We start from the raw sequence: 3,939 nt of genomic DNA, 5'->3' as shown, positions 1-3,939 counted from the left end.
GGCGCGGCGCACCATCAACACCCTGCTGTTGGAAACGATGATCGCGGCGGAGATGCCCGGCTTCTCGGTGGTCGTCTCAGTGGTCATACAGCTGCCTCCAGGGCTTCCAGGATCGGCGGGTAGATGCGGTCGGCGGGGATGTAGCGGCTGAGTTCCCTTATCGGAGCCCATGCCACGGCGACGTTCTCGGAGGAATCCCCGTTGATCGCTTCGCCGTGTACGAAATCGCATGCGAAATATGAGCAGAGTGCGCGCGTGATGGGATGTAGTCGTTCGCCCAAATGTTCGCGGATCATACAGTGCACGCCGGTCTCGTCCAGGGTTTCTCGGACCGCGACCTTCGCGGCAGAGCCGCCCGGTTTGACGATGCCTGCGGGAAACTGCCAGGCGATGTCGTCGCCGTCCTGCCTGCACACGAGCAGCACGTCAGCGCCACGCATCACGACCGCGATGGCCACCCGCAGAGCCTGAGCCTGCGGCGGGCCAGCAGCCAGGCGGGACAGGTGAATGAACCGCTTACGCACATCGTCACCCGCCCTCTCGTGTGCCGTGTCGAGAATCCTCTGCGTTTCGTTCTGCGGCACCATCTCGGGTGACGCGCGCCATGCCGCGACGGTCCTCACTGAGACCCCCAAATGAGATGCGAATTCCTCCTGCGTCATCTGGAATGCTTCTAGTAGCCGGTTAGCTGTTCGGCCGGTCCATTGCTCATCCACTATCGGCTCCTAGGCCGTGTTCGTGGCTTCTTCTGCACCGCTTCTGCATGGTCACTGCATGCTGGGTGCATGTCGCTGCATGGCCCCCGCACGCCACTTCATGGTTCGCGTGAGGCTGGGCGCGTTGACTCGATGACATGGCATCTCAGCGGTCATCTCCCCTTGACGATCTGTTCGGCGCGCGATGCGGTGACGCCGCCCATGATCTGACCGACTTCTCGGTACGTCCTCTCGCCGTCGTTGTAGAGCTGGGCGGCGATGCGCTGGCGGACGGCGCGCATACCGACGTCCACCCGTCCCTCGTACTCGACCACTTTCTGGAACCGATCGACGGGGTCACTGATGGCGTCGAGCTCGGCGATCAGCGCGTCGACGGGGTCCTGGTTGGTGGTCATGCAGGGACTGTAGAGCCGTTCCGACGCTCTTTCAAGCCTGTGCTTGACAGCGGGAGTTGGGCGGGTCTAACTTCGAATCAGCGGCCTTCAAGTTCCGACTTGAAAGCGGCAGTCGTCCACTCCTACCGGACCCAGTCCGAGGGCGGCACCCCACAAATGAAGACGGGCCGGACTCTGCGACTCCTACCTCGCAGGCCGGCCCTGACCAACAGGTTCTGACTAGGAGACCACGTTGGCTACCACCGATCTTATCGGTGCGCCTGAGCGCACCGACCACGCGGGCACCGCCCCGCTTCCGCTGGCCGCCCGCGACGCGATGCGCCGTCTGGAGCTGGCGTTGACCACGCCGGACGCGGCGACCGTCGAGAAGGTCCGTGTCGCGCTCGGCTACCGGCCCGGCTGGAAGCCGGACGCGTACCTCGGCGAGACGGCGACGTACCTGATGGTGTGGTCGCAGGTCGAGCTGAACGAGATCTTCGAGCGGGTCGGCGGCACGGTCACCACCCGGCAGGTCGAGCGCAGCATCGACGGCGGCGAGTCCACGTGGACGGCCACCGAGATCGCGCTCACCGTGGACGTGCCCGGCGTCGGCCCCGTCACCGTGGTCACCGACATCGAGGACGACCCGGAGCACGGCTACCGCACCGACGTTCCCGTCGTCGCCGTGGCCCGGTACAGGTCTGCCGAGGCGCGTGCGAACGAGCTGATCGCGGTCGCCCTCACCGGCCACATGTCTGACCTGAACGCCGACGACCTGGCGCACAACATCGACCTGATGGCCGGCTACCGCGCCACACTCGCCAAGGCCGGGCGCCTCGACCTCATCGAGGCCGCGGCGTGAGCTATGACCCGCTGCACGGCCTGGATGACGTGACTCCCGCTCCTGCCTCGCTGGAGGTTGAGATCGCGGTCACCCGTCGGATCCTGGACGAGACGGCCGGCTTGAACATCCACTCCGGCGATGACATGCGGACGGCCGCGTTCGCGCTCAACGCTCGGGTGCGTTCCCTGCTTGCCGCAGTCGAGGCCGAGCGAGGTGCGTCGTGACTTCGGCCGACTGGGAGCGTCTGCTCCGCAAGCTCCGTGAGACGAACCACCGCAGCGAGCACCCCACTCGCTAACCCCTGACCGCCGCGGGCGGCGATCGACGACCATCCCCCCGTCTCTCCGCCCGCGGCTCCCAACCTCTGCACCACCCCATTCCATCCCGGCATGACCAACCGAGGAGATCAGCCGTGCCTTCTACCGCCCAGACCGCCACCCTCAGCCCGTTCGCGGAGTCGTGGCCCGAAGGTGTTATCGCCCGCTACGTCACCGTCGGCGGCGCCACCGTCGACATCGAGGAGATCCGCGAAGGCTGGAAGAGCCCCCACTGGCGCTGCCACGGTTGCGCTGGCACTAGCCGCGGCGCATACACCGGCCCATTCGGCGACCCGTTCACGCTCTCCGAGATCCGCGAGCAGGCCCAGGCCCACGCCGAGAAGTGCCGCGCCCTGCCCCGCCCCACCGCTTGACCCACCCCACCTGTTCCTTCTGACCCGAGAGGGCCGAACCATGTCTCCGTACCTGCTGTCCGCCGATCTGGGCGCGACCGAGTTGGGCCAGCGGGCCCGCGCGAACACGACCGTCGCCGAGGCGACCGTGCTGTCCATCACCGACCTGTTCGGCGAGTACGCCACGGCCCGCGCGGCTGGCGACGTGGCCCGGCTGAGCCAGATCCGGCTCGCCGCCGATCCCGACCTGCTCGCGCAGCTCGACGGCTTCGACTACCCGGCCGCCGCCTGACCGCCTCGACTGCCGGGCGCGGGTCCCCCCCCCGTCTCGCGTCCGGCCGCCGCCTCTCCCGCGTATCCGAATCCCCTACGGGCGGGAGAGGCGGCACCCCGGCTGGTCTGGCTGGAGACCGCATCACCGGTGCGGCGTCCTGCACGACCAGCAGCATCCCAATCCGACAACCGATCAGAGAGGACACCGCATGTTCAAGAAGGGCGACCGCGTAGAGATCGTGGATGCCAAGCATTTTCGGTACGGCCAGAAAGGGACGATCGCCGGTCCGCAGGTCAGTGGCGAGTGGCCGGTTGACGATCTGCCGACCGGCAACTGGATCAGCCACTTCAGGACCGACCAGCTCCGCAAGGCCTGACCCCCCACCGTGGCGGTGGCCCCCTCCCGCCGCCACGGTCCCGGCTTCTGGCCGGGCCCGGGGTCGCCTCGCAAACCCCCAGCGGGGCGACCCCGAGCACGACCAGCACCACCACTCCAATCACTCGCTTTTGAAGGGAGGTTCCGTAATGCGTCTGCTTACGTATCGGCTTGGTCGGCAGCACCGCCCGGTTGTGGACCGGGTGGACCGGGTCATGGATGAGGCTGCGCGGCTGATCGCCGGGCGCGAGCGTCATGGTCTCGGCACGGTCGAGATCACCGTCACCGCCACGGACGGCATCCCGGATCTGATCTGTGCCGCGCACGAGCAGCTGTTCGGGCGTTCGGACTGGGATGCGTGGGCCGGCCCGGGCCGGTACGGCGTAGCGACGCTCAACCCGGCCGGAACGCTGATCGTCGTCAACGCGCAGTCACTCCGGGGCAAGCAGGCCGAGATCGACAAGACGATCCTTCACGAGCTCACCCACGCGGCCCAGTTCAACCGGCCCGGCGCCCGCGAGACGGCACGGCGGGGCATCGCCTTCAACTACGGCCTCGGCTGGCTGGAGGACCGCGAAGTGCGGGCCCTCAACCGGCGCATCGACCGCGACGAGCGGGAGGCCGAGCAGGCGGAACGCCTCCACCGGCAACTCGCTAAGTCGATGGCCTGATCGGAGTCGGCGCCT

Annotated in this window: 8 protein-coding genes; 6 read left to right on the top strand and 2 right to left on the bottom strand. The window is 67.7% G+C overall.

All coding sequences use genetic code 11. The annotated features are described in order from the left end of the window. Positions 1 to 83: 83 nt before the first annotated feature. Both HOV77_RS34730 and HOV77_RS34725 read right to left on the bottom strand, forming a co-directional pair. Entirely contained in the window at positions 84 to 716 is a 633-nt protein-coding gene (locus HOV77_RS34730; RefSeq protein WP_363261495.1) for an NUDIX domain-containing protein, read from the bottom strand. A gap of 152 nt (positions 717 to 868) precedes the next feature. After that, positions 869 to 1,111: a hypothetical protein gene (locus HOV77_RS34725; RefSeq protein WP_290870712.1), complete on the bottom strand. Its 243-nt coding sequence runs from the start codon at positions 1,109 to 1,111 to the stop codon at positions 869 to 871. A 232-nt stretch (positions 1,112 to 1,343) separates the two neighbouring features. On the opposite strand from HOV77_RS34725, the gene HOV77_RS34720 reads away from it, so the two are divergent. The 6 genes from HOV77_RS34720 to HOV77_RS34695 all read left to right on the top strand — a co-directional run bounded on the left by HOV77_RS34720 (position 1,344) and on the right by HOV77_RS34695 (position 3,924). Beyond that, the gene (locus tag HOV77_RS34720; protein ID WP_290870709.1) at positions 1,344 to 1,952 is read left to right on the top strand and encodes a hypothetical protein; all 609 of its coding nucleotides are present in this window, start codon (positions 1,344 to 1,346) and stop codon (positions 1,950 to 1,952) included. Beyond that, the gene (locus HOV77_RS34715) at positions 1,949 to 2,158 is read left to right on the top strand and encodes a hypothetical protein (RefSeq protein WP_290870707.1); all 210 of its coding nucleotides are present in this window, start codon (positions 1,949 to 1,951) and stop codon (positions 2,156 to 2,158) included. The genes HOV77_RS34720 and HOV77_RS34715 overlap by 4 nt, the downstream gene beginning before the upstream one ends. A gap of 188 nt (positions 2,159 to 2,346) precedes the next feature. Then, positions 2,347 to 2,625 (top strand): hypothetical protein, encoded by a 279-nt coding sequence (locus HOV77_RS34710; RefSeq protein WP_290870704.1) that lies wholly within the window; start codon positions 2,347 to 2,349, stop codon positions 2,623 to 2,625. Positions 2,626 to 2,665: 40 nt separating this feature from the next. Beyond that, complete coding sequence (locus HOV77_RS34705) at positions 2,666 to 2,896, top strand: hypothetical protein (RefSeq protein ID WP_290870701.1); 231 nt, start codon at positions 2,666 to 2,668, stop codon at positions 2,894 to 2,896. 190 nt (positions 2,897 to 3,086) lie between these two features. Next, the gene (locus HOV77_RS34700) at positions 3,087 to 3,254 is read left to right on the top strand and encodes a hypothetical protein (RefSeq protein ID WP_290870699.1); all 168 of its coding nucleotides are present in this window, start codon (positions 3,087 to 3,089) and stop codon (positions 3,252 to 3,254) included. A 148-nt stretch (positions 3,255 to 3,402) separates the two neighbouring features. Beyond that, the gene (locus HOV77_RS34695; protein WP_290870697.1) at positions 3,403 to 3,924 is read left to right on the top strand and encodes a hypothetical protein; all 522 of its coding nucleotides are present in this window, start codon (positions 3,403 to 3,405) and stop codon (positions 3,922 to 3,924) included. Positions 3,925 to 3,939: the final 15 nt, after the last annotated feature.

It is taken from the genome of Hamadaea sp., assembly GCF_013362815.1.
Classification (GTDB): Bacteria; Actinomycetota; Actinomycetes; order Mycobacteriales; family Micromonosporaceae; genus Hamadaea.
Note: the sequence above shows the minus strand (reverse complement) of the source record. Positions and strands in the feature narration are given on the sequence as shown.

Excerpts from the sequence above, each read along its gene's own strand:
- HOV77_RS34695 (WP_290870697.1), top strand. The coding sequence starts at position 3,403 with ATGCGTCTGCTTACGTATCGGCTTGGTCGGCAGCACCGCCCGGTTGTG.
- HOV77_RS34725 (WP_290870712.1), bottom strand. The coding sequence starts at position 1,111 with ATGACCACCAACCAGGACCCCGTCGACGCGCTGATCGCCGAGCTCGAC.
- HOV77_RS34705 (WP_290870701.1), top strand. The coding sequence starts at position 2,666 with ATGTCTCCGTACCTGCTGTCCGCCGATCTGGGCGCGACCGAGTTGGGC.
- HOV77_RS34700 (WP_290870699.1), top strand. The coding sequence starts at position 3,087 with ATGTTCAAGAAGGGCGACCGCGTAGAGATCGTGGATGCCAAGCATTTT.